The sequence below is a fragment of the Streptomyces sp. SID5469 genome (assembly GCF_009862865.1).
Taxonomy (GTDB): domain Bacteria; phylum Actinomycetota; class Actinomycetes; order Streptomycetales; family Streptomycetaceae; genus Streptomyces; species Streptomyces avermitilis.
This window is the reverse complement of record NZ_WWIN01000001.1, coordinates 832,381-856,307: the sequence shown is the minus strand read 5'-3', so window position 1 is coordinate 856,307 and position 23,927 is coordinate 832,381. Positions and strand designations below refer to the sequence as shown.

The following is a 23,927-nucleotide window of genomic DNA, read 5'->3' as shown; positions in this document are numbered from 1 at the left end:
GCTGCAGGCTGATCGTGCGTCATGTGCGGTTCCCCTGGTTGCCTTGCGGCCCGGGGAACCACGGCTCCGCGGTCGTCGACGCGACTTTGTGAATTCCGTCGGCTAGTCGTCCGGCAGGACAACCTTCATCGGAACGCAGGGCTCGGCCTCGCTCCTGGTCTCGTAGAACTCGACCGCGCGAGGCTGGGAGCTGCCTTTGGTGTTCTCGAAGGTCAGCACGTTGCCCCGGCGCAGTGTGACGTCCCAGCTGGACTTAAAAGGAATGACGGGTACACGGTTGCCGTGTTCATCACTCGCCACGAGCGGAGAGGCGACTTTGCTGCGCTCACAGACGTAGCCGGGAGCGAGCACGTCAACGGTCACGTGAACGCCCCATGGGCGCACCTTCCTCGCGAGCTCGCGCTGGGCCGCGACACTGATGTTCTGGTCCTGGACGGTGAGCTTGACGCTGCCGTCTCCGACCGGATCCACCGCCCACGCGTTCGAGCCGGCCGGCGAACCGGGCATGATCACCGCGGCGAGCCAGGCCGCTGTACAGGCCGCCGCAACGGCAGCCATCCGGCGCGGAGTGAGCGGAGCGAACAGACGACCCACGGCAGCCTTCGCCCTGCCCTCGCCCGTCTTGAACTCAGCCGTTCCGGTGCTGGCTACTCCGGCCTCGCGCAGCTCGATCTCCCGCTTCAGCTCACCCAGTAGCCGGTCCTCGAACGTCGTCCTCATGCTCATGCTTCTCCCCTTGTGACGTACAACAGCGATGCGTCCGGCGTCTCCGCTCCCGGGGAGCTTGCCTGCGCGGCCACGGGATTCGTCTTCGCGGCCTTGACGTCCGCCTCCTCCCGCAGGGCCTTGCGCGCCCGGTGCAGCCGGACCCGGGCCGTGACCTGGCGTATGCCCAGCGCGGCCGCCGCCTCCGTGACCGTGAGCTGATCCACCGCGACGAGCTCCATGACGGCCCGCTCGCCCTCGGGAAGTCTCGCCAGCGCCGCCAGGGCATGCCGGCCGGGGCTCTCCGCGTCGAGCCTGTCCTCAAGGCGGACGATGTCGTCAGCCTCCAGCAACCGCCGTCCGGAGAAGCGCAGATCGCGTTCCGCCTCCCGCGCGACCCGGCGGCGCTCCGACGACACGACGTTGCGCGCGATGCCGTACAGCCAGGCAGTCTCGCTGCCGAGGTGTGGGCGATAGGTATGGACCGAGTCGAGGACGGCGAGGAAGATTTCGGCCGTCAGGTCGGCCGCGGTGTGCGGGTCGTCGACGCGCCGGGCCACGAAACGCATCACCGCGTCCACGTGCCGCCGGTAGAACTCTTCGAAGAGCTGCGGGTCACGTACTGCTGCGGCGGGCCCACCCCGTAACCGTTCCGCGCCATCCACAGGCGACTCCTTCTCGTCGGAGGCATCCCGGTCCTCCTCGTCGGAGGTGTACCGGAGTTCTTCAAAGGCACTTCACTTGTTCTTGGTTCGAGGCACGAAAAGCGTTACAGAGAGAACCCGATGAACCGGCGTCGTCGCCCAGGGTCTTTCCACGCCTAGAGGTGTTTGCGGGACAGGAAGGAGTTCCAGTCGGCGAGACCGCCGGCGCCCAGGACCGTGACGTCGGCTGCCAGCTCGGTGTGGGAACGGGTCCGCAGTTCGCGCCGGGTGATCCGGGCGACGACCGCGGGGAAGAGCGGCCGCAGAGGCTGGCACCAGCGCAGCCAGGGTGGTGCGTAGATGTGGTGGGCGCGGTGGGTGATGCCGGTGGTGAGCCAGTCGGCGACCTGGGCGGGGGTGTGGACTCGGCGTGCGAAGCGGGGCTGGTTCCGTCGCAGGGCTTGCAGGACGGGGTGGTCGTCGATGCCGGCGACCATGGCAGTGCCGGTCCAGTGGAGATAGGCGATGCCGACGGTGATGCCGTCGCGCTCGACCTCGCCGCGCAGTGCCTGGGCGAAGGATTCTGCGCCGGCTTTGGAGGCGCAGTAGGCGCTCATCATGGGTGCGGAGCCGAAGGCGGCCGTGGAGGCGATCTGGAGGAAGTAGCCGCGGGTGTGGGTGAGCTGCGGGAGGAAGGCTCTGGCGGTGTTGGCGGATCCGACGAGGTTGACATCGATGACCCGCTGCCACAGGTCGGCCGCGGTGCGGGTGAATGGACCGCCGGCGGCGATGCCGGCGTTGGCTACGACCACGCTTGCCGGGCCCAGTTCGTTGTCCACATGTCGGGCGGCGTCCTCGAGCGCGGCGTGGTCGGTGACGTCGGCTTCGACGTAGATGTTTCGGTTCGGCAAGGAGGCGGCCGCCCGCCGCAGGGTCTCCTCCTCGCGCCCGAGCAGTGCGACGAGCATTCCGGCGGCGGACAGGCGCTGTGCCAGGGCCTCACCGACTCCGCGTGCGGCGCCGGTCACGACTGCGACCCGTCCGCGCAGTGGTGTGCCAGGAGGGGAGCTGTGCCCGCCGACACTACCGATGTCACGCATTTCCGTCCTCGTTCCTTGTCGGCCACCGACGGCGGCACCCATGTCCGCGTACCCGAAAAAAGAGTTTTGTCCGCCCTGCTGGAGAGTGATGGCGAGACCGTACTGGCCGATTTCGAGGAATCGACGAAATGCCACGCACGGGCTGACGGAATGCACGGAGGGGGCAGGGCGCTGGGCGGTCGCCGCGGGTTCGCCGACGCTCGCGCTGCGATGGGTTCCCAGTTGGGGAACGCGTGGCCTGCGTGATGGATATCGCGAAGATCAGCGCCAGGCAGATGTACCAGTACTCCCTGCGCCAGGTCGTCGTCGGTGACGGCCGTCGGCCGGCCCGGAGACTCCCTGGCGCAATACCGGCCCGGCGCTGGCGGGTCCCGGAGGGCCCCCGGGGAGGCCAGGGAAGAACCGGCCGATGACCGATCACCGCCGCCCGCTGGGCACCGGACCGCCCCGAGCCGGCCTGCCCCGCGCGGGAGACACCGAGCTGTCGACCGCGCCACGAGCCCGCCCCGCCGCCGAAGGAACGGCGCGCCCGCCCCGTCCGCCTCGGGTGGGCGCCACGCCGTGCGGAGCGTGCTGATGCTGCGTAGCGTGGAAGATATAGGGCCGCCGAGGCCGAGGATGCGCACGGGGCGGAAGCGTGTGAGGCCCGAGCTGGACTACAGGTTGCTGTTCGGCGCGACGCCGAGCCCGTATCTGGTGCTGGCGCCAGATCTGGTGATCGTGGATGTCAATGAGGCGTATCTGCGGGCGACCGGCCGTACCCGGGAGGACTTGGTCGGCCAGCATGTGTTCGAGGCGTTCCCGGACAACCCGGCCGACCCGGATGCCGACGGGGTGCGGAATCTGGGGGCCTCGTTGGAGCGGGTACTGGCCACGGGGTCCGCGGACGTGATGGCGGTGCAGAAGTACGACATCCCCGTGGTCGCGCGGCCGGGGGTGTTCGAGGAGCGCTGGTGGTCGCCGGTGAACACCCCCGTTGTTGACCGGGACGGGCATGTGGCGTGGATCATCCACCGGGTGGAGGACGTGACCGCGTTTGTGCAGGCCCGCCGCTTTCGGAGCCGCGGGGAGGGCGGGCGGCTGTCCGAGCGGGAGGAGGGGATGGAGGCCGAGCTGTATGCCCGGGCCCGTGAGCTGCAGCGGCTGAATGAGGAGTTGCGGGCGGCGCACGCGAGGGAGCGGGAAGTCGCGGTCACATTGCAGGAGGCGATGCTGCACTCCCCGGATCTGGCCCGTCATGAAAATGTGGCGGTGCGGTACCTGCCTGCGATCGGCTCTTTGAACGTGTGCGGCGACTGGTACGACACCGTTGACCTGACCGAGGGGCGGTTCACCGTTGCCGTCGGTGACGTCGTCGGGCACGGTCTGGAGGCCGCCACCATCATGGGCATGCTCCGCAGCGCCCTGTCTGCGGCGAGCCGGGGGGTGGCCGGGCCCGCCCAGGCCTTGGAGGTGCTGGGCATGTACGCCCGCTCGGTGGAGGGCGCACTCGCGGCCACCGCGGTCACGGTGCTCATTGACTCCCGGTCGAAACTGCTGGTCTACTCCAGCGCCGGCCACCCTCCGCCGGTGCTCTTGCACGCCGACGGCACGTGCGAACTGCTGGACAAGGCCACCGATCCGCCGCTGGGTGCGCGGCCCGAGCCTGTGCCGCGCCCGCAGGCCAGCGCCCCTTATCGCCGTGGTGACGCCCTCGTCCTGTACACCGACGGGCTGATCGAGCGCCGGGGGGAGGACATCGACACCGGCCTGGACCGGCTCGGGGAAACGCTGGGCGGCTTGACCGACCTCGTTCCCGAGCGGCTTGCGGACGCCCTGCTCGCGGGGCTCGGCGTCGCCGGTGGCGGCCGCGACGACATCGCCCTGGTCGTCGTCCGCCTCTGACAACGGACCGCCCGGGCATGTGCACCAGGTGTGCCCGATCAGGCGTCCTGGAGAATGCGCCGTGACGCGACGGGCAGGCGGTTCATGCTCTTGCTGCCGCGGGTGAAAGCTGTCCGGCGGGCGCGTGCTTGCCTTTCTGCCGGCGACCTGATGGTGGCTCAGGTGGTGCTGTCTGGGGTTGTTCCGGGTTTCGTGTGGAGGATTTCGCGGGCCTGTTCCGCGGCGCGGGCGATGCTTTCGGAGACGAAGTCGAGGAAGCGGGCGATGTTCTCGAGGCGGATGGCGGCGGGGGTGCCGGGGCCGAGGATGCTGACGCCCTGCCGTGAGGTTTCGACGAGTTGGGCGGTGGAGCGGGCGCTGGCCATCATGGACTGGTACCAGACGTCGTCGTCGACGACGTAGCGCTCTCGGCGGCGTTCGTCGCGTTCCCGGCGGACGAGGCCCTGGCTCTCCAGGAACGCGATCGCTTTGGAAATGGACGCCGGGCTGACCTGAAGGCGCTGGGCGAGTTCGGACGCGGTGAGGCTGCCCGCGTCGGTGGTGAAGAGACAGGCCAGCACCCGGGACATCATCTTGGGCGCGCCCGAAGCCATGATGACGGTGGTGAACACCTCCTCGTACTCGCGCACCGCTTCCTCGTCGCGTCCGTAGGGCTGCGGGGGCGCCTTCGGGTCCCGGGGCGCGGCCTGCCTGCGCCGGTGGGCGCGGTGTTCGGTGGCGCGGTGGGCGAGGTCGGCGCGGTAGGCGGTGGGGCCGCCGTTGCGCATCACCTCACGCGTGACCGTCGAGGTCGGACGGTCGATGCCTCGGGCGATCTCCGCGTAGGCGAGGCCGTCGGCCAGTCCCAGCGCGATCTGCTGGCGTTCCTCCTGGGTGAGTCTGCCTCCCGGCATCACGGTCTCCTTCGTCGGTCTGCGATGTCCCCCACTATAGCGTTCACTCTCAATTCATTGCAACGATCCCCAGGCGAGGGTGTTGCGTTAGGCGTGAGGTCATTGCAACAAGTTTTGAGTGTTGACCTGCGATGATGAAAATCTTGCGCAATGACTCTGTTGCCAGAACCTTGAATGCAACGTAGCGTTTCTGCCGTTGGAAAAGCGGGCCGCAAGGGCGCGCAACACAGAACAAGGAGCACACGATGCAGAAGTTCGACACCCCCGCCCCGGTCTCCGCCGTCGTCGACATCCCCGCGGGACGCATCCAGTTCATTGCCGCCGACCGGGCCGACACCACCATCGAGGTCCTGCCCGCGAACGCCGCCAAGAGCCGCGATGTGAAGGCAGCCGAAGAGATCACGGTCTCCTACAGCGACGGCGTCCTGCGGATCGGGGCCCCGCAGGCCAAGAACCGGGCCCTCGGACACTCCGGATCCGTCGAGGTCACCGTCCAGCTGCCCGCCGGCTCCCACATCGAGGCGAAGGCGGCCGCCGCCGAATTCCGCGGCGTCGGACGACTCGGTGACGTCGTCTTCGCGGGCGGCTACCGCTCGGTCAAGCTCGACGAGGCCGCAAGCGCCCGCCTCACCGGCCTCGACGCCGACATCACGGTCGGCCGCCTGAACGGGCCCGGCGAGATCAGCACCCAGAAGGGCGACCTGAACATCGCCGAGGCCGCCCGCGGCACGCTCACGCTGAGCACCCAGATGGGCGACATCGTCGTCGGTGCCGCCCGCGGAGTCTCCGCCGCCCTGGACGCCGGCACCTCCTACGGCCGGATCAACAACACGCTCCAGAACACCGACGGGGCGGCCGCCGGCCTGACCATCCACGCGACCACCGCCCACGGCGACATCACCGCCCGCAGCCTCTGACCCACGGCGACACCACCGCCGGCGGTCCCTGAACAGGAGCATCCCTCATGACCAACCTGGCCATCGCGGCGAACGGGCTGCGCAAGTCCTACGGCGACAAGACCGTCCTCGACGGCATCGATCTGAGCATCCCGGCCGGGTCGGTGTTCGCGCTGCTCGGGCCCAACGGTGCCGGCAAGACCACCGCCGTGAAGATCCTGTCCACGCTCATCACCGCCGACGGCGGGCAGGCCCAGGTCGCGGGCCACGACCTGGCCGCAGAGGCACATGCCGTGCGGGCCGCGATCGGTGTCACCGGGCAGTTCTCCGCCGTCGACGGGCTGATCACCGGCGAGGAGAACATGCTCCTCATGGCAGACCTGCACCACCTGCCCAAGTCCGAGGGACAGCGCGTCACCGCGGAACTCCTGGAACGCTTCGACCTGGTGGAAGCCGCAAAGAAGCCCGCTTCCACCTACTCCGGCGGCATGAAGCGCCGCCTGGACATCGCGATGACCCTGGTCGGCAGCCCGCGGATCATCTTCCTCGACGAACCGACCACCGGCCTCGACCCCCGCTCCCGCCACAACATGTGGCAGATCATCCGCGAGCTCGTCACGGGCGGCGTCACCGTCTTCCTCACCACCCAGTACCTCGAAGAAGCCGACGAACTCGCCGACCGCATCGCCGTATTGAGCGACGGGAAGATCGCCGCCCAGGGCACCGCCGACGAGCTGAAGCGGATCGTCCCCGGCGGACACGTCCGCCTCCGCTTCACCGACCCGGCCGCCTACCAGTCCGCCGCCTCGGCACTGCGCGAGGGCACCCGCGACGACGAAGCGCTGTCGCTGCAGATCCCCAGCGACGGCAGCCAGCGCGCACTGCGCTCCCTCCTCGACCAGCTGGACGCCGCCGGCATCGAGGCCGACGAGCTGACCGTGCACACCCCCGACCTCGACGACGTCTTCTTCGCTCTCACCGGCTCCACCACCGTGCCCGCCCAGCCGAACCAGCCCAAGGAGGCTGTCCGATGAGCTCCTTCTCCCTCGCGGTACGCGACTCCTCCACGATGCTGCGCCGCAACCTCCTGCACGCCCGCCGCTATCCGTCGCTCACCCTGAACCTGCTGCTCACTCCGGTCATGCTGTTGCTGCTGTTCGTGTACATCTTCGGCGACACCATGAGCGGCGGCGCGGGCCGCTCCGCCTACATCGCCTACATCGTCCCCGGCATCCTGTTGATGACCATCGGCTCCACCACGATCGGCACCGCCGTCTCGGTCTCCACCGACATGAACGAAGGCATCATCGCCCGCTTCCGCACCATGGCCATCCACCGCAGCTCCGTGCTGTTCGGGCACGTCGCCGGCAGCGTGCTGCAAGCGATCATGAGCGTGGTCCTCGTCGGGGCCGTCGGCGTCGCCATGGGCTTCCGCTCCACGGATGCCACCGTCCTGGAATGGCTGGCAGCATTCGGGTTGCTCGCGCTGTTCGCCCTGGCGTTCACCTGGATCGCAGTCGGCATGGGCCTGGGCAGCCCCAACGCCGAAGCCGCCAGCAACAACGCCATGCCGCTGATCCTGCTGCCCCTCATCTCCAGCGCCTTCGTCCCGCTGGACTCCATGCCCGGCTGGTTCCAGCCGATCGCCGAGTACCAGCCCTTCACCCCCGCCATCGAGACCCTGCGCGGACTCCTGCTGGGCACCGAGATCGGCAACAACTGGTGGATCGCCCTCGCCTGGTGCCTGGGCCTGACCGTCCTCGGCCACCGCTGGTCGAAGGCGCAGTTCAACCGCGACCCCAAATAGCCGACATGACAGCGCGGGCCACCTCCCGCCACTCGTCCCGCCCCAGGGCGGCGTACACCGACCCGCGTCGGCGTACGCCGCCCTGTTCGTGTGAAAGGACGACTCCTTCCCGCCACTTGATCCGTGGTGATCGGCAGCCATCCGGCAGCTGCGGCTCGACGGCATGGTGCCCGCCAGAGGCAGCACTGTGCAGACCATGCGCACGCCCGTTCCTGCTGCGCAACGCCCTTCCGGCTTCCGTGCCGAGGTCCAGGCCGAAGACGCGCTCGCCCGCGGTCGACACCTGATCTCGGGGCCGACACCGCCCGTCTTCGGTTGACCGGTCCGGCCGGGGACGAAGCCGAGCATCGGCTCGCTGACTTTGCCCGGTACTCCGTCTTCCTCGGGCAGGTGCTCACCGACGAAGCGCACCTGCGCCGGATCATGGCCCGCCACAATCCAGGCCGCCAGGGTTGTGGCGGGCAGCGCGACGAGAGCGAGCTCCTGGCCCAGCGCGCCGCACGCATGGGCAGCCTCGCGGTTGCGGCCCTGTGACGTTCTGTTCTCCGCATGCGGCTGCTGGAAGCACCGCCCAGACTGGGAAGGGGCGGAGCGACGAGCGCGGCCACCGGCCGCTGCTCCATTGGAGTCCTCTGCCTGCGAGGTGCGGGGCCCGTGTGCGGGCGCCACTCGCCAGCCGAAGCGTCTGCTCGGTAGCCCTTTGAAGGGAAATCTGATGGCTGATGTACCCAAGATCGCTCTTGCCGCCGCAGTTCTCGGCGGGTATGTCGTGGGCCGGACGAAGAAGGGACGAGTCGCGTTCGCGATGGCGACTTACCTGGCCGGCCGCCGGTTCGGGCTGGAACCACAGCAACTGTTGGCGGAGGGCGTCAAGAGGCTGCGTGAGCTCCCCCAGTTCGCCGACCTCAACGAGCAGCTCCGCGGTGAGGTACTCGAGGCCGGGCGGAAGGCGATGACCACGGCGGCCGACCGCAAACTCGCCGATCTGGCCGACTCCCTGCACCAGCGCACCGAGCGCATGGGCAGCAAGGGCAAGGAGGAGCCGCAGGACGACGAAGAGCCGGAGGAGGGAGACGAGGAAGAGGAAGTGCCGGAGGGCGAAGAGCCCGAAGAAGGAGAGGGGGAGGAAGCCGAGGACGAGTACGAAGAGGACGAGGAAGAAGAACCGGAGGAGGAGCCGGGGGAGGACGAGGAGGAGCCTGAAGGCGAACAGGAGCCGGAGGAAGAAGAGGAGCCGGAGGAAGAAGAGGAGCCGGAGGAAGAAGAGGAGCCGGAAAGGCCCGCTTCCCGGCGTCGCCGCGCAGCTCGGAAGCCGGACGACGACAGCGATGGGGGTTCTCGGCGCGGTCGAGGCGGCGCGCGTCGTCCTGAGAGGGCCGCTGCCCGCAAGGCACCTGCCAAGAAGTCGGCTCCCGCGAAGAAGACGTCAGCGGCGAGGAAGTCCTCGGCTTCGCCGAAGAAGTCCCCTGTGAAGAAGTCCGCAGCCAAGAAGACAGCGGCAAAGAAGGCATCCTCACGGCGGCGGAGGTAGACCCAAGGCCGACACGGCACGTGACGCCGGAGGCGATCAGGGCTCGGAACTGGACCAGCTGCGTGTGGCGTTCAAGAGCCTTTTGGGCGCCCAGGCGGAGAACCCGGCGGAAAGGCCGACGACAAACTGGGTGACATCACCTAGAGTCTGAGCGGCGCCCACTGTGACCAGTCCGCGGGCGCAGAGTTCCTCGACGACGCGCAACATGAGGTCACACTCTTCGAAAGCCAGGTCTCGCGAGGTATCGGGCGCGAGGTGGCTGGCAGCCGGGCTGGAGGAGCTGCGCGCCCGAGGCAGGTGATGGGTCGTCGGCGTTGGCGGTTGTGGGTGCATCACTGCGATATCGGCGGCGAAGTCCCCGCCCTGAATGCGGCAATCGAGTGGGCTGGAGCGTGACGAGGATGAGGCCGTTCGCACCAACCGAGCAGGCAAGGGGCACCCTCGACGCTGGCCAAGACGGTCCTGACCGGAGCGGCGCTGGCGGCCACGGCCTCCAGTCGCGTACTGGGCAAGAAGCTCGAGCTTGCCTCCTCCGACCGTCCCGAGAACGCGGAGAGGGCCGCCGAACACCCCCTCGACACCGACACAGCGCAGCGTCACCTGACGTTCCTCCAGTGGGCAGTCCCCGCGTTGACCGGCGGCCTGCTGATCCTCAACGCCATCTACAACCTCGGGCTGAAGCCCGAGGATTAAGCAGCTCAAGTCCAAGTAGGCGCACCACTTTTGATCCCGGCAGCCCGTTGGCTGCCGGGATCTGTGCTGTCGGTACCCACAACGCGCCCAGCCCGCAGCCAAGCAGAGGCGCTGCGTCGTTCATCCGGAGCGTGCCCTGTCTTCGTCACCCTGTACGGGCGCCGGAGCCTGCTGGGCGTGGCTGCTGTCTGGTCATGCGGCCATGGCTGCCACGTTGTCGTCGTTGATGCGGGGCAGGCCGGGTGTCGAGTCAGCTGGGGCAGAGGCCAGCGGTGGGTGAAGGTAGTGGCCGCCGCCGCAGCCGGGCGCGGGCACTACGGCCATGACGGTCACCGCGGACATGTGTGCCGTTCTTGTCCGGTGACGGTGTTGGCTTTGGCCGGGCGGTCAGGCGGCCCGGACGAGTTGGGCCCGTCCGAACAGCAGGGCGTAGCCGTCGGGGAGTTGCCCGATGATCCGGGCGGTCAGGTCGTCACCGGCGAGGCGGGCGAGGACGCCGAGGACCGTTCCGGTGTCCCAGCGGGTCGTCGCCAGAGTGCCGCCCGTTCGTTCGGCGAGGTCTTTCACGAAGCCCCAGCCGGTCAGTGGCTGGCTGGTGGGGATCTGCGAGGCGAGGAAGCCGGCTGCTTCCCGGGGGAGACGGGCGGCGAGTTCCACGCGCTCGTCACCTGTCAGCTGGCGGCCGAGGGCCTCAAGGACACGGCGTAGGACGTCTTGTGCCTGTCGGCGGGTGGGGTAGGCGCCTTCGTAGCGCACCTTTTCCAGCATCTGGACGAAGGTGACAGTTGTCTTCGGGGCCGAGGGCGCGGTGGGAGAGACGAGGGTCATGAGGCGCGACGACTTTCCTTGCGTGGACTGATTTCCTGCGGTGGACCGGTTTCCTCGCGTGAACCGCATTCCTTGCGAGGACGGGCTTTCCGGCGTGGAGCGAGGGGGCCGGGGCCGCCGGGGCCCAGGGCGGGATCGTGGGCGAATTCGTCCTGGGCCCGGTCGGCGGACTTGCGAGCGGCGGATCAGCCGTCGAGCTCCTGGCGTTCGCCGGTGCTGCGGACGCTGATCTTGCGGGGCTTGGCTCGCTCGGCGATCGGGATACGCAGGGTCAGGACGCCGGCCTCGTAGTCCGCGCAGATGCGCTCGGTGTCGAGCGTGTCGGCCAGGACGAGCTGGCGGGAGAAGACACCCAGAGGCCGTTCGGACAGTTCCGTCTGGGCGCTCTCGGACCTCGGCAGGGGGCGTCGCTCCGCCCTCACGGTGAGCATGTTCCGCTCGACGTCGATGTCGAGCGCGTCGGGGTCGATGCCCGGCAGGTCGAAGGCGATGACGTACTGGTCGCCGTCTCGGTAGGCGTCCATCGGCATCGCGGAAGGCCGGGACCACGTTCCCGGACCCATCAGATGCTGGGCCAGCCGGTCGAGTTCACGGAACGGGTCGGTGCGCATCAACACGGTAAACACCTCCAGATGAGTTCAGGCAGTTGCTGCCAATGCGCTTCACCTGACTCCGTTGTAGCATGTCATCTGAACGACGACAAGCTGCATGTCATCCAACGGATGACGGGCCCATGAACGGCATCGACCTGCGAAGGAGAGGCGATGAGCGACGACAGCACTCCCACACCGGCCTCCTTCACGGCCACGGCCACCGCCATCGAGGCCATCGCCCAGGCCATGCGCACAGCACACACCGCCGACGTCGCCTCCACCGACGACCCCCAGCAGGCCATAGCAGCGCTGCTGCTCCTGCGCGAAGTACGTGAACAGCTGGCCCGCTGGGAGCCCCAACTGATCGAAACGGCCCGCAAGGCCGGCGCCAGCTGGGCCGACCTGGCCCACCCCCTCGGCGTCTCCAGCCGCCAGGCTGCCGAGCGCCGCTACCTGCGCGTGCGTCCCGGTGAAACCGGCACCACCAAGGAACAGCGCGTACAGGCCACCCGCGGCCGACGTGCCGCGGACCGCTCCGTAGCGTCCTGGGCCCATGAACACGCCGCCGCGCTGCGCCAGCTCGCCGGGACCATCACCGCTCTGCCGGATCTTCCCCTCGCCGCGACGGACGCGCTCACGGCTCTGCACACCGCACTCGGGAACAGCGATCCGGCCCAACTCCTGGGTCCCCTCAACGAGGCAGGCCCTCACCTGCGCTCCGCTCATCCCGACCTCGCGGATCGCGTCACCGACATCGGCCGCCACACCCAAGAGGTGCGCGAGAGCGAGCATCGTCAGCGCTCTTCCGGCGGGCCGTGACAGCCCTGACCCTGGTACGAGCTCCTAGAGAGCATCTGATCAAAGTTCAGCCTGTTGCGAGTGGGATGTCTGTTTCGATTCGCGAGGTTGCTGTGGATTCCCCGGTCAGTTCGTGGGACATTTCGTTAGCCATCGCCCAGTGGATCATCGTGCGGGATCTTTGCGGGAGGGCTCGGAGTCCCGCGCCGGGCGGCGGTGCTGCATCGACCAGCCGAAGGTCCGCTCGATCACCCACCGCTTCGGCAGCGGCTCGAACCCTTTGGCGCGCGGCCCCTGCACCACCTCGACATCGCTGCCCAGCCCGGCGCCGTGGTTGAAGATGCTGTTCTGGTAGCCGCCGTCGGCCCAGACCTTGGTCACACTGGGAGGTGCTGCGGCCAGGTCGTCGAGCAGTTGTTTGCCGCCGGTGGTGTCGTGCACGTTCGCGGCAGTGACGAGGACAGCCAGGACCAGACCGGAAACGTGGCGGTGATGAGGTGGCGCTTGCGTCCTTTGATCTTCTTGCCGGCGTCGATGCCCTGGCTGGTCTCGGCGACGTTTGCCGACGTCTTCACGCTCTGCGCGTCCACCACGGCCGCGGTGGGCCCCGCACTGTGGCCTTGCGCCCGCCGGGTCTTGTCGCGTAGCGGGTCGAGGACCTGCTGGGTCGTGCCGTCCGATTCCCACTTCCGCCCGTACCGCAGTGACGTGTCCGACGCCCGCTGGGCTTGGGCCGGACCCGGCACAGCGGCCCGGGTGCACGACCTGCGAGAGATCGTCAACGCGATCCTCTACGTCAACCGCACCGGCATCCCGTGGGAGTACCTGCGGCACGACTTCCCGCCTTTCAAGACCGTCTACGACTATTACGCGGACGAACACTCACACCCCATGCAACAACCACCAACGGCGCCAGTCACAAAGACATCCCAGAACACCAACTACCCAGATCAGAAGCCCCCTTAAAGGTCGGCAGCCGTCTGCAGTGCGCCCGGACGACTCTTGTTCGCGCAGTGACCGTGGCCGCCGGCGAACGCCCCTGGGGGATGGGCGTTCGGTCGGTTGGGGCACCAAGAGCTGCTGGAGTGAGACTGGTCGAGCCGTCGGGTCGGCAGAGGTGACCGACTCCAGGCGTTGTCCATGAATCCCGTTGCTCGCGCGCGCCCCTGGCCCGGCTCTGCGTCCCAGCGGGTGCCCGTGGACAGGCCTTGTGAGGTTGGAGGATGCTGCCCTCGGCACGGCGGCTACGCGGACCGGCCGGCAGTCCGTCGCGGGGGAGGGGTATGCGACAGTCTGCCGGCCGGCGTCGTGCGGGGGTGTCAGATCGTGGGGTCGATGCCCTCAGACTGGCCGCCCTGCCGCTCGCTCTGCTCGCGCAGCTTGCGGGCCTTGTCCTGCAGCTTCTGGCGCTCCTGAGGGTCGGAGGCGCGCTGGGCGGCCTCTTCCATCTCCTGGACCTTCTGCCGCATTTGCTGGGCAGAACCACGGGTAGGGTCTGTTGCGCTCATGATCACTCCTTTGTGAACGGGGAGAGCGGGCCTGACCAGCGAAGCAGTCCCCTCGGGTGCGCGCATCCTGGAGGATCACTGAGTGTGATCCCTGCTGCTACTCGCTTTGGGGTGAGTGTGCGCTTGGCCTTCTTTGTCGCTTCGGTCGCTGCCGGCAGCCCAGGTTGGTGAACGCGGACGGATTCGCTTGGATGGCGGCTGGCCGAGGTCCAGGTCTTTCTCGAGGGCGCCGTGACACGAGCAGTCACAGCTGGCCGGGCGGTGTGCGCCGATGCGGGTTGCGGGGGCTTGGCACTGCACCGATCTGGTCGCCACGACGGCTCTTGTCTCCTGTGTCCCCGTCACAGGGCGAGCGAGTCCGGCCCTCTCGCATGGCGGAGCGTTCGAAGAGCGGGTGCTCAGGAAGAAGCACCGGGGTGTGCAACGTGCCCGGCCAGACGCTCGTGGCTGCTGTCACGCGGGTTGCGGCACGGCCTGCGGCGCCAAGCTGTGCCGCATCACGTGTTCGGCGCCGCCCGCAACGCCGCTCCCCGCGCGATGATCGTCGCCGACGGGTTCAGCTGCCGCACTCGGATCACCCAAGGAGACACAGGACGGCAGGCGATGCATCTGGCCGAGGCCCTGGCGCTCGGCCTCAATGGTCCCGCCCCCGCCGGCCACCCGGAAAAGCTTGCCCCGCGCCCTTCCGTCCGCGTCTGTGACGCCCGGCTGACCGCAGCCGCGGCGCTCGCCACCGCACCGGCCGCCGCGACAGCAGGAACGTACGCGGTCATCCGCCGGCTCCGGCTCTGAGGATTAGCAGCAGTCTTCGTGCTCGCATCACCAACGGATCGGAAGGAACTCGCAGTGTCGATCAAGGTATCCGACTTCATTCAGACCCGGCACGGACGGCACACCAGGACTCGGCCTCCCCCTGCGCCAGCAACTGCCGCCCGCTACCGCGTGACATGAGCCGCCGCCCCACCCCCCTCGAAGCCCGAGCGGGTGGCTTCGGGAAGCAAAGCATGACGGGACGTGTGCCGTGCTGCCGAGGCCTGTGAGGTGCGAGAGCGGAGGGACTATTCGTCGGCGCTGGGTACGGCCAAGGGGTCATGGGGGGCCTTCTTCTTTGCCTCCTCCATCTGCTCGCCGAGTTCGGTGAGGCGGTTGCGGCCCATGGCCTTGCGGACCTCGGGGAACCACTCCTTCTCTTCTTCCTCGACGTGGTGGCGTACGTTCTCGATGAGGACAGTCATCTTGGCGTCGAACCGCTCGTCGGCCGGATCGAGGTTCTTGAGTTCGGACAGCATCCACAGCACGACATGGTGCTCCTCGATGCTTTCCAGGACATGGTCTTTGGTGTCCGGTGCGGCTTCCCGGGCAGCCGGGTAGAAGACTTTCTCCTCGATCCAGGTGTGGGTGGTGAGTTCCTGGATCACCTGGTCGGCGATCTTCCGCTTTTCGGTGTGGGCAGTGTCGCCGGCCTTCTCGAACTGCTTGAACAGCTTCTCCACCGTCTTGTGGTCGTCTTTGAGCAGGACGATCCCGTCCATCAGGTTCTCCTTCACGCCGGTCACTGGGCGGAGCGGCTGTCCGCCCTGACGCCGTGTACCCGATGCAGGGTTGAAAAATCTGTTCACCACAGCGCTGTGGCCCTGACAGGCGACCCCCCTACGCCAAACGCGCGAGTTCCCGGCCCTCCCACCGGAGGACCGGGCCCGACGTGTTCCTGGCAGGTGCGAGCGCTGTGAGGCTGCGCACAGAGCCGGCTGGTGACGTGCTGCTCCCACCGGTGCGGCCAGTGCCGTGCCCGGCCTCGCCGGTGGCGGGCACGGTCAGGAGATCCTCGGGCAGGGTGATCTGTTTCGGTGCCCAGGTGCCGTTGTTGAAGGAGCAGGCCCTCGTCGAAGGAGCAGGTGGTCGTTGAAGGAGCAGGCTCACACGACCTGGCGGTCGGAGCCGATGACCACGGTGGCGATGGCGCCGTCGTCGGTGAGGGCGCCAAGAAGCCCCCGGCGCGCCCGCGCATCAAGGACCCGGCTGCCTCTGGCACCGGGGCCGCGGCGCATGCAGCGGGCTCGCCGGACGGGCTGCTGGGGCACGCCGGGCAGCGTTCAGTGCGAGCCACGCGCTGAGGCTTGTCCCGCAATGACTGACGAGTGAGATGATCTTGGTGTGTCTGGCGTGCCTGGTGTGATCTCAGCGGCGGAGCCTTCGTGGATAGCCCAGTTCACGGGGCCGAGTCCGCGTCCGCGACAGCTCCGGGGGCTGGTGAGCGCACTGCGGCGCGAGGGCGCCGATGTGGTCCGCTGCGGACGGCCCTGGGGCCGCCGTTCCAGGACCGGGTCATGCTGGTCGTAACGTACTGGCGTACCAACTTGACGATGCGCCAGTTGGCACCCCTCTTCGGTGGCTGGAAGTCCGCTGCCGACCAGGTCATCGACCAGCTCGGTCCGCATCTCGCTCTCCAACCCCGCAGACGTTTCCGGAATGACGCTGTGCTGATCGTGGACGGCACTTTGGTGCCCACTCGCGACCGCACGGTGGCCAAGCAGTCCAAGAACTATCGGCACTCCACCAACCATCAGGTGGTCATTGACGCCGACAGTCGCCTGGTCGTCGTGATCGGCCGACCACTACCCCGGTAACCGCGACGACTGCAAGGCATGGGCGGGATCCGGCGCCAAGGCCGCTGTGGGCCACGCGGTCACCATCCCCGACGGTGGCTACCAGGGCACCGGGCTCCTCATCCCTCACCGCCGTGAAAGAGGGAAGCCGAGCTCGTGGCCTGGATAGAGGCGCACAACCGCTCGCACAGGCAAGTCGGCGCCCGTGTCGAGCATGTCTTCGCCCGCATGAAGACCTGGAAGATCCTGCGCGACTGCCGCCTCAATGGCGACGGCGTCCACCACGCCATGCTCGGCATCGCCCGCCTACACAATTTCGCCCTCGCCGGGTAGGACGACGACTGCGCTTACGACTCCTGACAAAAGGAGGTTTCTGGACCTCCGGGAATGACGGCCTGTCAGTTCTCGTTGATGCTGGCAGCATCCTGCGACTATCCAGACGCCTACGACCTGGACGACAGCTGGGCATCGGCTCGGGGATGACCTGCTGGCGACGGCTGCGGGACTGGAACGAGGCCGGGGTGTGGCAGCGCCGGCACGAGCTGCTGCTGTCCGAGCTGCGGGCCGCAGACCTGCTGGACCCCTCCCGCGCAGCGGTCGACCCCGGCCACATCCGCGCGATGAAGTGTGGGCCGGCCGCCGGTCCGTCCCTGGTGGCCGGGGGCAAGGTCGGCAGCAAGCACCACCTGATGGTCGAGGCGCACGGCATCCCGCTCGCGGCAATCACCACCGGCGGCAACCGCAACGACGTCAGCAACTGATCCCGCTGATCCAGGCCGTCCCGCCGATCGGCGGCAAGCGCGGCCAGCCACTGAGCCGCCCCAGGTATCTGTACGCCGACCGCGGCTATGACCACGAGGTCTACCAGGACAGGTCCGCCGGTTCCAGATCACCCCGCGCCTCGCCCGGCGCGGCACCGGGCACGGCTCCGGCCTGGGCGTGTACCGCTGGGTCGCGGAAGGAGCGATCGCGCTGCTGCACTGGTTCCGCCGCCTGCGCATCCGCTGGGAGATCCGCGACGACATCCACCACGCGTTCGTCACCCTCGGCTGCGCCGTCATCTGCCGGCGACGACTGCGCACCGCACTTTGTCGGGAGGAAGGGCGGGCGATCGCTCCAGGGGGGTGGCCTGCTCGATGCGTCAGAACGCGGTCGTAGCAGTCGGGCCGCGCAGCCTCACATCCGGGATCTCAGCACGTCGACCTCACAGCCCGGCGCGAACGGGTCGAAGCCGTGCTCGGTCAGCCAGCGAACCACCAGCAGGCTTCGCAACGACCACCACGCGTGGATCACGTCGAGGTCGATGTCGGTGCCATAGCCGGCGACGACGTCGTCGAGGTGCTCCTCGTGTCCGAGCGTGAAGGTGGCGAGGTCGTACAGGGCATCACCCTGGCCCGCCTCGGACCAGTCGATGATGCCCGTGACCTCGTTGCCCTCGACGAAGACGTGCGCGATCTGCAGGTCGCCGTGCGTGAACGCCGCAGTCCACGGCCGGAGCGCGGCCTCGGCGACCTGGCGGTTGCGGGTGACCAGGTCAGCGGGCAGGAGGCCGTTCGTCACGAGCAACTCGCACTCTGCGTCGAGTTCCGCCGCCAACGCGACGATGCTCCGGCCGGCCCGGCCGGCCCGGGGCGGCAGCGGCGCGTCGTGCAGCTTCCGGATGGCGGTGCCCGCCGCGGCCCACGCCGCCGACGACCCGGTCGACGGCCCGCCGAGGCGCCCAAGCGTCGTCCCCGGGAGTGCGGCGATCGCGAGCACGGGCGGCTTGCGCCACAGGACCTCCGGGGTCGGGACCGGCGCGAGGGACATCGCCTCGACCTCGACGTCGATGCGCGCCTGATCGGCGTCCACCTTCAGAAACACGTCGCCGACGCGCAGGGTCGCGCGCTCGGAATGGGCGACAACGACTTCGACCTCATCCATGGGCGACCAGTATCCCGGGGATGGTCGCCGACGTCGCCGGGTTTGACGCGTGCGATTACGCGGCTGACCGCGTCCCGATACCCGGCGGTCTCGTGCGCGACACCGACTTCTGACCAGGTCAAGTCCACCACTTTTGTGAGGAGTCCTAAGGCGGACCCGCCGAACATGTCGCCGACGGCGGCGGTGTGCGCCGCGGCCACTGCACGCCGGCGTGTTCTGACGCGGCGGCCCGGAACGCCTCCATCAGCGCTGACCCCGGATACGTCCCGAACACTTCATATTTCCGACGGTAGTAGCACGACCAGTAGCTCACCACGCGTCGCTCCGTGCGTGCGAAGAAGTCTGGATTGCGCTCGATGAACTCGCCATAGAGCCTGCGGTCAGCCGACCCCGGGGCAGCGAGGCCGGGAACACCCAGGCCGATCGCGTCAAGGATCTCCAGCACGTACTCGCCGGCCAACTGCACCACGAATGGGACCACCCATGGCTCGCTCGACGCCATGATCTTTTCGAGGTGGCGCTGGCGGACCCTCCCATCACTGTGCCGTGAGTACAGGCAATGCAAGATCATCTGCTGGGTTTCGGTCAGTGGCCGCTCCGAGCCGCCGGTCTCCGGCTCCTCGTTGTAGATCCGGTAGGGGATGGCGACGGTCTCGCCCTGCACCTCAACAACCTCGAATGACTCCGCTGGCGCGAGCCTGGCGTCCGGCATCACCGCCAAGACGCTCTGCACGGCACCGGCAAGACGTGCCGGAAAGGCTGCCACAAGGACATGCGTGACGTTCGACGGATCCTGAGGCGGCTGCATGACCTGAGGGTAGGCGGCGAGCCCTCGCTTCCTCAGCCGCCCGCCTCAACGATGCGGGGCAGGCCTTGGCTGTGGTGTCGCCCGGGCTGGGCACGGGGAACGCGCTGAGCTGCTGGTGCAGCTCGGGGTGGTGGCGGTGACGGTGCTGCCGAATCTGCGGCTGCCGCGGGTGGTCAGCTGAGACGCGGGTGGTCGGCCGAGAGCTGACCCGGACCGGCCGCGCCCGGCACGGCAGCAGGGCCCCGATACGGCAGCAGGGCCCGGACCGCGCGTCGCGGTCCGGGCCCTGCCTCGTGCGGTGCCGCCCTGCGGCGGCGGTGCGTCAGCTCTGTGCGGAGCCGTCGCCCGCCTGCCCGGCGCCCTCAGCTGCGCCTGCCTTCTCGCGCATCTTGCGCACCAGCTCCGCCTTCTGGTCGGCTGCACCCTGGCGGTCGAGGTTCCGGTGCGGACCGTTGTTCTGCCGTTCGGCGCGGGACAGCTTCTTGCGCTGGCCGCCGCCCATGCCCACGGGGTTGTTGATGTTCTTGCTCACGGTCACGGGTTCTCCCGGTAATGGTTTGAAGTGATCTACGGATTCATCGGTGGGGGACGGGCGGCGACGTCGAAGGACGTCAGCAGGGGCCCATCACGCTCTCACTCGTAAATCGGCGTCTGGAAGAACATGACGAAGACGTTACCCGCTTCCGTCGGCCCCGCACACCAACTTTTTCGCCGCCCCGGCGTCGGCCGGGCTGTCGGCGGTGGTGTTCTGGTGTATCCGGACACCGTAGTAAGGGAGTTGAGGCTCACGCGGCAGCCCTCACCGTTTGGTCATGTAACCAGGCGGCCGCCATGAGGGCCTGCATCCTCGTGCGGTCGAACCGGCCGCCCGGCTTGAGTCCGCCCAGCCTGCCGGCTGCCCGTTCAGCTACTGCGAGCGCCATGCCGTCGAATGCGGGATCAACCGCCTCAAGCGCAACTGGGCGGTGGTCACGAGATACGACCAGCTTGCCGTCCGCTACGAGGCGAGTGTGTTGGTCGCCGTCCTGGACGAGTGGCTGTGACCAGCACCTTCACCAAACGCCTAGCCCGCCCCCTCTTCCAGTCCTCGAGCGGTCGACCGCTCGCGTCCCCAGGCGGCCAGCGGCTGGAGTGCGTCGTTGAGGCGCGTGCCGTCCTCGGTCAGCGAGTACTCGACGCGGGGCGGCACCTCGTCGTAGGAGACGCGGTGCACGACGCCGTCCGCTTCCATCTCGCGTAGGTGAGAGGACAGCACCTTCTCGGTGATCCCCGGAAGCAGCCGACGCAGCTCGCCGAAGCGGCAGTGGGGGCGCTCGTGGAGCGCCCAGAGGATCAGCACCTTCCACTTGCCGCCGATCACCTCCATCACGGTGTCGATCCCGCAGACGTGTCCGTCTGGTGCGCCCGGCCGGTTCAGTGTCGTCATGCCCCACCCTCCTGACGTGCTCGCTCACCCCAGGGTAACCACCCACTCCGAAGTGCGTACTTGATCACCCCCGAGCCTGTGACCAGCCTAATCGGCATGACACAGAATGCTGTTGAGAAGACACCCGTCACGATGCTGGGACTCGGCGCGATGGGCACCGCGCTGGCCCGTACCTGGCTTGCCGCCGGCCACCGGCTCACCGTCTGGAACCGCACGCCGGCCCGTGCCGCGGCGCTCGCCGCCGAGGGTGCAAGGGTCGCGGACAGCGCCGCTGAGGCGGTCGCAGCGAACACCCTGGTCATTGTTTGTCTGTTGGACGACTCTTCGGTCGACGAGGTGCTGGCTGGCATCGACCTGGCCGACACGGACCTGGTCAACCTGACCACCAGCACCCCTGCCCAGGCCCGCGCCCGCGCCGAGTGGGCCAACGAACGCGGCGCCCGCTACCTGGACGGCGGGATCATGGCTGTCCCTCCGATGATCGGCGTCCCGGAAGCCGGCAGCTACGTCTTCTGCAGCGGCTCGCGGGAGCTGTTCGAGCGGCACCAGGAGACCCTGGGCATCCCGGCCGGCACCACCTACGTCGGCATGGACGCGGGCTTCGCGGCCCTGCACGACATGGCTCTGCTCAGCGCCATGTACGGGATGTTCGCCGGGGTCGCACACGCCTTTGCCCTGATCCACAAGGAGGACATCGACCCCACGTCACTCGCCCCGATGCTCGCCGACTGGCTCGTCGCTATGGCCCCGGCAGTTCATCAGACCGCCGACCATCTGCGGAGCGGCGACTACACCAAGGGTGTCGTCTCCACTCTCGCCATGCAGGTGGCCGGCACGCCGACCTTCCTGAGCACAGCCGAGCAGCAGGGCGTCAGTCCCGAACTGCTCAGCCCTTACTTCGAGCTGATGCGCCGTCGCCTAGCCGAGGGCAGCGGCGAGGAGGACCTCACGGGTGTGATCAACCTGCTGGTGCACTGACCGGCCCCTTGCCGCCCTAGAGGCGACGGTGCTGGTCACAGTCCTCAACGAGTGGCTGTGACCAGCACTTTCACAACATCCCCTAGTCGAAAGACGCGCCCCAAGCCCTCCGCATCGGCGTCTCGATGGCCACCGGTGCCCCGCGGACGAGTGCCGGACGCGTCGGTGGAACGGCTCGTTCCTAAGCGACCGTGAGCACGATCTTGCCCTGGATGTGCCCTCGGGCGGCGCGTTCGTGCGCGGCTCGGGCATCCGCGAGCGCGAACGTGCTGTCGATCGCGACGCGGACCGTGCCCGCGTCGAGCAGGCGTCCCAGTTCGGCGAGCTGCGCGCCGTTCGAGCGGACCTGGGTGCCTGTGACTGTGACGCCCAGCTTCACGGTCTCCTCTTCGTCGAACTCGCCGAAGAACACGGGGAACTGGGAGCCGCCGCGCTTGAGCGTGCGCAGGAATCGCTTGCTGTCGGGGCCACCGACGGCGTCGAGAACGAGGTCGACGTCGTGCACGAGTTCCTCGGGACGGCTCTTGGTGTAGTCGATGAACTCGTCGGCGCCGAGCTCGCGCAGGAACGATTCATGCGCGCCCGACGCCACCGCGATGACACGTGCACCCTTCCATTTCGCCAGCTGCAGCGCGAAGTGCCCCACGCCGCCCGCGGCACCGTTGATGAGCACTGTCATGTTGGCGCCGAGTGGCACCGGACGATGCTGTGCCGCCTGGAAGGGCGACGGGTGATCGTGGCCGAGCTCGATCAGGAACTGCCACGCGGTGAGCCCGGCCATGGGCGCCCCGGCGGCGTGCACGTGATCGATGCCGGCCGGCTTGAGTGCGAGGTCCGACGCAGGCGCGACCACGTACTCGGCATATGTGCTGCCGTCGAAGCTGGGGAAGCGAAGGAGGCCGAAGACTTCATCACCGACGGAGAGACCGTCCACGTCCGCGGCGACGGCTTCGACGACGCCCGACAGGTCCGTCCCCGGAATCACGGGCAAGCTGAACTTGGGCCTCGTCTCCGGAGGCAGGTTGGTCAGCCCGTCGCGCAGGTACCAGTCCGGAGGATTGACGCCGACCGCGTGCACGCGAACGAGCACCTCGCCCGGTCCCGGCTCGGGAATCGGCACCTCGTCGTAACGCAGAACTTCAGGGCCGCCGTGCTCATGGAGCCGGACCGCCCTCATCGTGTGTGTCGGCATCGTTTTCTCCTGCCCGCAGTGCGGCATAGGCTTATTCGGATCAGCGGTCCACATAAGCGGACCACTGATCCGAATATATGGACCACTGATCCGGATAGTCAAGGGGGGCCGATGCGGGCCGACGCCAGGAAGAACCGCGACCACCTGCTCGCGGTAGCGGGCGCCGCCATCACCGAGCAGGGCGTGGACGTGTCGCTGCGCGACATCGCGCGCAGGGCCGAGGTCGGACTCGCGACGCTGCTGCGTCACTTCCCGACACGCGAGGCGCTGCTCGATGCCCTGCTCCACACGAGCTTCGACGAGCTGACCGCCAAGGCGGGCGCCCTGGGTACAGGTCCAGGAACGTACGCAGCAGGGCCAGTTGGCGGTCGAGAGGGCGGGCGATGTCGGCGCCGAGTAGCCACAGCCAGGCGGAACAGGCGAGGTCATGCGGGGGTCAGGAGCGGCCTGGTCGAAGGCGAAGGCGGAGACAGGAAGGCCGTCGACGAAGGCGACGTCGAGCGGGGAGAAACCGTTGTGGCACACCGTCTCCTCGCCGCCCGCGATCGGCGTGTCGGCGGTCGCGTCGTGCAGTCGGCGCAGCAATTGCGCCGCAGCGGTGATCTGGGCGGGCGACCAGTCACGTGCCCGGAAGTCAGTCCGGTTCTCACCGTGCTGAAAGCCGAGGCTCTCGCGGACCTTGGCAGGGCCCCGGTCAAAGGAGTCTCCAGCTCCTGTTCCATGGTGCGTCAGCATAGGCACCCTGCCGGCCCGCCGACCTCACAGTTGGCTGGCCGCCGTGCACTCTGCGCTCCCCGCCATCCCCACAACCATCAACTCGTAATCAACTCAGGAAAGGGGAGCGCCCCTCGTCGTTTACAAGACTCTGTCTGCAGTTCCGCCAAGATCGCGATCACAGGGTAGGCAGGAGAGGCTGACGAGTCGGTTGGGCATCATCGCTGGATCCTCGGGCGGCCGCTCTCCAAGGCGTCGCGTGCCGCTTGCATGAGCATAGCGAGAGTCCCGTTCGGTGGGAGCAAGCTCAGGCGCAACGGTGTTGCGCATGGGTGCATGTAGCGCCTTGGTGTAGTCATGGGCAGCCTGGCCCGTGTCGTGTGTGTAGGCCAACTCAATG

25 protein-coding genes and 5 pseudogenes are annotated in these 23,927 nt (G+C 68.3%); 14 read left to right on the top strand and 16 right to left on the bottom strand.

Features of this window, described 5'->3' with window-relative positions; genetic code table 11:
- Nucleotides 1-102: 102 nt before the first annotated feature.
- The 3 genes from GTY58_RS03795 to GTY58_RS03785 all read right to left on the bottom strand — a co-directional run bounded on the left by GTY58_RS03795 (nucleotide 103) and on the right by GTY58_RS03785 (nucleotide 2,449).
- Nucleotides 103-726 carry a hypothetical protein gene (locus GTY58_RS03795; protein ID WP_010982139.1) on the bottom strand — a complete coding sequence of 208 codons (624 nt, stop codon included), beginning with the start codon at nucleotides 724-726 and terminating at the stop codon, nucleotides 103-105.
- Entirely contained in the window at nucleotides 723-1,370 is a 648-nt protein-coding gene (locus GTY58_RS03790) for an RNA polymerase sigma factor (RefSeq protein ID WP_010982138.1), read from the bottom strand. The genes GTY58_RS03795 and GTY58_RS03790 overlap by 4 nt, the downstream gene beginning before the upstream one ends.
- 155 nt (nucleotides 1,371-1,525) lie before the next feature.
- Nucleotides 1,526-2,449 carry an SDR family oxidoreductase gene (locus GTY58_RS03785; protein WP_010982137.1) on the bottom strand — a complete coding sequence of 308 codons (924 nt, stop codon included), beginning with the start codon at nucleotides 2,447-2,449 and terminating at the stop codon, nucleotides 1,526-1,528.
- 639 nt (nucleotides 2,450-3,088) lie between these two features.
- Here GTY58_RS03785 and GTY58_RS03780 point away from each other — a divergent pair.
- Nucleotides 3,089-4,333 carry a SpoIIE family protein phosphatase gene (locus GTY58_RS03780; RefSeq protein WP_107083234.1) on the top strand — a complete coding sequence of 415 codons (1,245 nt, stop codon included), beginning with the start codon at nucleotides 3,089-3,091 and terminating at the stop codon, nucleotides 4,331-4,333.
- 158 nt (nucleotides 4,334-4,491) lie between these two features.
- Here the strand turns inward: GTY58_RS03780 and GTY58_RS03775 are convergent, their stop codons facing one another.
- Complete coding sequence (locus tag GTY58_RS03775) at nucleotides 4,492-5,226, bottom strand: helix-turn-helix domain-containing protein (RefSeq protein ID WP_010982135.1); 735 nt, start codon at nucleotides 5,224-5,226, stop codon at nucleotides 4,492-4,494.
- A 245-nt stretch (nucleotides 5,227-5,471) separates the two neighbouring features.
- Between GTY58_RS03775 and GTY58_RS03770 the strand changes: the two genes are divergently transcribed.
- The 6 genes and pseudogenes from GTY58_RS03770 to GTY58_RS40330 all read left to right on the top strand — a co-directional run.
- Nucleotides 5,472-6,143, top strand: coding sequence for a hypothetical protein (locus GTY58_RS03770; protein WP_010982134.1), 672 nt, complete (start codon nucleotides 5,472-5,474; stop codon nucleotides 6,141-6,143).
- A gap of 47 nt (nucleotides 6,144-6,190) precedes the next feature.
- A complete protein-coding gene (locus tag GTY58_RS03765) occupies nucleotides 6,191-7,156 on the top strand; it encodes a daunorubicin resistance protein DrrA family ABC transporter ATP-binding protein (protein ID WP_010982133.1) in 966 nt (321 codons plus the stop codon).
- The gene (locus GTY58_RS03760; RefSeq protein WP_010982132.1) at nucleotides 7,153-7,929 is read left to right on the top strand and encodes an ABC transporter permease; all 777 of its coding nucleotides are present in this window, start codon (nucleotides 7,153-7,155) and stop codon (nucleotides 7,927-7,929) included. Before GTY58_RS03765 ends, GTY58_RS03760 begins: the two co-directional genes overlap by 4 nt.
- Before the next feature lie 315 nt (nucleotides 7,930-8,244).
- Nucleotides 8,245-8,463, top strand: coding sequence for a hypothetical protein (locus tag GTY58_RS03755; RefSeq protein WP_037651131.1), 219 nt, complete (start codon nucleotides 8,245-8,247; stop codon nucleotides 8,461-8,463).
- Between the two features lie 181 nt (nucleotides 8,464-8,644).
- Complete coding sequence (locus GTY58_RS03750; RefSeq protein WP_010982131.1) at nucleotides 8,645-9,460, top strand: hypothetical protein; 816 nt, start codon at nucleotides 8,645-8,647, stop codon at nucleotides 9,458-9,460.
- 423 nt (nucleotides 9,461-9,883) lie between these two features.
- Nucleotides 9,884-10,153: pseudogene (locus tag GTY58_RS40330) on the top strand (hypothetical protein); the annotation flags it as partial.
- A gap of 192 nt (nucleotides 10,154-10,345) precedes the next feature.
- Here GTY58_RS40330 and GTY58_RS40325 read toward each other — a convergent pair.
- The 3 genes from GTY58_RS40325 to GTY58_RS03740 form a co-directional block, all read right to left on the bottom strand.
- Nucleotides 10,346-10,495, bottom strand: coding sequence for a hypothetical protein (locus GTY58_RS40325; RefSeq protein ID WP_154696718.1), 150 nt, complete (start codon nucleotides 10,493-10,495; stop codon nucleotides 10,346-10,348).
- A 45-nt stretch (nucleotides 10,496-10,540) separates the two neighbouring features.
- Nucleotides 10,541-10,981, bottom strand: coding sequence for a DUF2267 domain-containing protein (locus GTY58_RS03745; protein WP_037651133.1), 441 nt, complete (start codon nucleotides 10,979-10,981; stop codon nucleotides 10,541-10,543).
- Between the two features lie 185 nt (nucleotides 10,982-11,166).
- Nucleotides 11,167-11,598 (bottom strand): Hsp20/alpha crystallin family protein, encoded by a 432-nt coding sequence (locus GTY58_RS03740; protein WP_010982130.1) that lies wholly within the window; start codon nucleotides 11,596-11,598, stop codon nucleotides 11,167-11,169.
- A gap of 147 nt (nucleotides 11,599-11,745) precedes the next feature.
- On the opposite strand from GTY58_RS03740, the gene GTY58_RS03735 reads away from it, so the two are divergent.
- Nucleotides 11,746-12,393, top strand: coding sequence for a hypothetical protein (locus GTY58_RS03735; protein ID WP_010982129.1), 648 nt, complete (start codon nucleotides 11,746-11,748; stop codon nucleotides 12,391-12,393).
- A gap of 144 nt (nucleotides 12,394-12,537) precedes the next feature.
- Here the strand turns inward: GTY58_RS03735 and GTY58_RS39455 are convergent, their stop codons facing one another.
- Nucleotides 12,538-12,813: a transposase gene (locus tag GTY58_RS39455; protein ID WP_010982128.1), complete on the bottom strand. Its 276-nt coding sequence runs from the start codon at nucleotides 12,811-12,813 to the stop codon at nucleotides 12,538-12,540.
- A gap of 309 nt (nucleotides 12,814-13,122) precedes the next feature.
- Between GTY58_RS39455 and GTY58_RS03725 the strand changes: the two are divergent.
- Nucleotides 13,123-13,245, top strand: a pseudogene (locus GTY58_RS03725) (transposase); the annotation flags it as partial.
- A 446-nt stretch (nucleotides 13,246-13,691) separates the two neighbouring features.
- On the opposite strand, the gene GTY58_RS03720 reads toward GTY58_RS03725, so the two are convergent.
- Entirely contained in the window at nucleotides 13,692-13,880 is a 189-nt protein-coding gene (locus tag GTY58_RS03720) for a DUF6381 family protein (RefSeq protein WP_037651134.1), read from the bottom strand.
- 489 nt (nucleotides 13,881-14,369) lie between these two features.
- Here GTY58_RS03720 and GTY58_RS39450 point away from each other — a divergent pair, with 489 nt between their 5' ends.
- Nucleotides 14,370-14,672 (top strand): hypothetical protein, encoded by a 303-nt coding sequence (locus GTY58_RS39450; protein WP_137951814.1) that lies wholly within the window; start codon nucleotides 14,370-14,372, stop codon nucleotides 14,670-14,672.
- A gap of 266 nt (nucleotides 14,673-14,938) precedes the next feature.
- Here the strand turns inward: GTY58_RS39450 and GTY58_RS03715 are convergent, their stop codons facing one another.
- Both GTY58_RS03715 and GTY58_RS03710 read right to left on the bottom strand, forming a co-directional pair.
- Nucleotides 14,939-15,412 (bottom strand): hemerythrin domain-containing protein, encoded by a 474-nt coding sequence (locus GTY58_RS03715; RefSeq protein WP_010982125.1) that lies wholly within the window; start codon nucleotides 15,410-15,412, stop codon nucleotides 14,939-14,941.
- Nucleotides 15,413-15,796: 384 nt separating this feature from the next.
- Nucleotides 15,797-15,961: a hypothetical protein gene (locus tag GTY58_RS03710; protein WP_154696717.1), complete on the bottom strand. Its 165-nt coding sequence runs from the start codon at nucleotides 15,959-15,961 to the stop codon at nucleotides 15,797-15,799.
- A gap of 82 nt (nucleotides 15,962-16,043) precedes the next feature.
- Between GTY58_RS03710 and GTY58_RS03705 the strand changes: the two are divergent.
- Nucleotides 16,044-16,819 (top strand): annotated as a pseudogene (locus tag GTY58_RS03705) (transposase).
- A 128-nt stretch (nucleotides 16,820-16,947) separates the two neighbouring features.
- Nucleotides 16,948-17,569 (top strand): annotated as a pseudogene (locus GTY58_RS40320) (IS5 family transposase); the annotation flags it as partial.
- A 93-nt stretch (nucleotides 17,570-17,662) separates the two neighbouring features.
- On the opposite strand, the gene GTY58_RS03695 reads toward GTY58_RS40320, so the two are convergent.
- The 4 genes from GTY58_RS03695 to GTY58_RS03680 form a co-directional block, all read right to left on the bottom strand.
- Nucleotides 17,663-18,409 (bottom strand): phosphotransferase, encoded by a 747-nt coding sequence (locus tag GTY58_RS03695; protein WP_010982119.1) that lies wholly within the window; start codon nucleotides 18,407-18,409, stop codon nucleotides 17,663-17,665.
- Between the two features lie 145 nt (nucleotides 18,410-18,554).
- Nucleotides 18,555-19,217: a hypothetical protein gene (locus tag GTY58_RS03690; protein ID WP_010982118.1), complete on the bottom strand. Its 663-nt coding sequence runs from the start codon at nucleotides 19,215-19,217 to the stop codon at nucleotides 18,555-18,557.
- A 322-nt stretch (nucleotides 19,218-19,539) separates the two neighbouring features.
- On the bottom strand, nucleotides 19,540-19,755 hold the full coding sequence (locus tag GTY58_RS03685) for a DUF6243 family protein (protein ID WP_010982117.1): 216 nt from the start codon (nucleotides 19,753-19,755) through the stop codon (nucleotides 19,540-19,542).
- Between the two features lie 525 nt (nucleotides 19,756-20,280).
- Entirely contained in the window at nucleotides 20,281-20,643 is a 363-nt protein-coding gene (locus GTY58_RS03680; RefSeq protein ID WP_010982116.1) for a helix-turn-helix domain-containing protein, read from the bottom strand.
- Nucleotides 20,644-20,739: 96 nt separating this feature from the next.
- Between GTY58_RS03680 and GTY58_RS03675 the strand changes: the two genes are divergently transcribed.
- Nucleotides 20,740-21,621: an NAD(P)-binding domain-containing protein gene (locus GTY58_RS03675; RefSeq protein ID WP_037651136.1), complete on the top strand. Its 882-nt coding sequence runs from the start codon at nucleotides 20,740-20,742 to the stop codon at nucleotides 21,619-21,621.
- Nucleotides 21,622-21,802: 181 nt separating this feature from the next.
- On the opposite strand, the gene GTY58_RS03670 is transcribed toward GTY58_RS03675, so the two are convergent.
- Entirely contained in the window at nucleotides 21,803-22,813 is a 1,011-nt protein-coding gene (locus tag GTY58_RS03670) for an NADP-dependent oxidoreductase (protein WP_174514658.1), read from the bottom strand.
- 111 nt (nucleotides 22,814-22,924) lie between these two features.
- Here GTY58_RS03670 and GTY58_RS03665 point away from each other — a divergent pair.
- A pseudogene (locus GTY58_RS03665) lies at nucleotides 22,925-23,134 on the top strand (helix-turn-helix domain-containing protein); the annotation flags it as partial.
- Nucleotides 23,135-23,927: the final 793 nt, after the last annotated feature.

Coding starts and splice junctions, on each gene's coding strand:
- GTY58_RS03745 (WP_037651133.1), bottom strand. CDS start 10,981: ATGACCCTCGTCTCTCCCACCGCGCCCTCGGCCCCGAAGACAACTGTC.
- GTY58_RS03720 (WP_037651134.1), bottom strand. CDS start 13,880: ATGAGCGCAACAGACCCTACCCGTGGTTCTGCCCAGCAAATGCGGCAG.
- GTY58_RS03715 (WP_010982125.1), bottom strand. CDS start 15,412: ATGGACGGGATCGTCCTGCTCAAAGACGACCACAAGACGGTGGAGAAG.
- GTY58_RS03735 (WP_010982129.1), top strand. CDS start 11,746: ATGAGCGACGACAGCACTCCCACACCGGCCTCCTTCACGGCCACGGCC.
- GTY58_RS03775 (WP_010982135.1), bottom strand. CDS start 5,226: ATGCCGGGAGGCAGACTCACCCAGGAGGAACGCCAGCAGATCGCGCTG.
- GTY58_RS03670 (WP_174514658.1), bottom strand. CDS start 22,813: ATGCCGACACACACGATGAGGGCGGTCCGGCTCCATGAGCACGGCGGC.
- GTY58_RS03750 (WP_010982131.1), top strand. CDS start 8,645: ATGGCTGATGTACCCAAGATCGCTCTTGCCGCCGCAGTTCTCGGCGGG.
- GTY58_RS03695 (WP_010982119.1), bottom strand. CDS start 18,409: ATGGATGAGGTCGAAGTCGTTGTCGCCCATTCCGAGCGCGCGACCCTG.
- GTY58_RS40325 (WP_154696718.1), bottom strand. CDS start 10,495: ATGTCCGCGGTGACCGTCATGGCCGTAGTGCCCGCGCCCGGCTGCGGC.
- GTY58_RS03680 (WP_010982116.1), bottom strand. CDS start 20,643: ATGACGACACTGAACCGGCCGGGCGCACCAGACGGACACGTCTGCGGG.
- GTY58_RS03690 (WP_010982118.1), bottom strand. CDS start 19,217: ATGCAGCCGCCTCAGGATCCGTCGAACGTCACGCATGTCCTTGTGGCA.
- GTY58_RS03795 (WP_010982139.1), bottom strand. CDS start 726: ATGAGCATGAGGACGACGTTCGAGGACCGGCTACTGGGTGAGCTGAAG.
- GTY58_RS03785 (WP_010982137.1), bottom strand. CDS start 2,449: ATGCGTGACATCGGTAGTGTCGGCGGGCACAGCTCCCCTCCTGGCACA.
- GTY58_RS03770 (WP_010982134.1), top strand. CDS start 5,472: ATGCAGAAGTTCGACACCCCCGCCCCGGTCTCCGCCGTCGTCGACATC.
- GTY58_RS03760 (WP_010982132.1), top strand. CDS start 7,153: ATGAGCTCCTTCTCCCTCGCGGTACGCGACTCCTCCACGATGCTGCGC.
- GTY58_RS03765 (WP_010982133.1), top strand. CDS start 6,191: ATGACCAACCTGGCCATCGCGGCGAACGGGCTGCGCAAGTCCTACGGC.
- GTY58_RS03675 (WP_037651136.1), top strand. CDS start 20,740: ATGACACAGAATGCTGTTGAGAAGACACCCGTCACGATGCTGGGACTC.